General features: G+C 55.4%; 1 pseudogene. It reads left to right on the top strand.

Annotation, left to right across the window (positions count from 1 at the left end):
• Positions 1-258: pseudogene (locus tag ACTHTY_RS12275) on the top strand (RHS repeat protein); the annotation flags it as partial.

Below are 258 nucleotides of genomic sequence, written 5' to 3'. Positions count from 1 at the left end.
TGTATTACGGCAGCGGCCACCTGCACCAAATCAGCCTCGACGACGAAGTCATCACCGACATCGAACGTGATCAGCTGCACCGCGAAATCTACCGCACACAGGGTAAACTCGCCAGCCGTTACGAACTCGATCCTTTAGGTCGTCTGAAACGGCAAATCGCCACTCTCAACGACCTGACGGAAAGCGGCAAAGGAAAAACCAAAGTAGCGGCGGGTTATGCCCAAACCGCCGTCAAACGCAGCTACGGCTACGACCGTA

The organism is Neisseria sp. P0019.S002 (assembly GCF_051957155.1).
GTDB classification, from domain to species: Bacteria; Pseudomonadota; Gammaproteobacteria; order Burkholderiales; family Neisseriaceae; genus Neisseria; species Neisseria perflava.
Note: the sequence above shows the minus strand (reverse complement) of the source record. Positions and strands in the feature narration are given on the sequence as shown.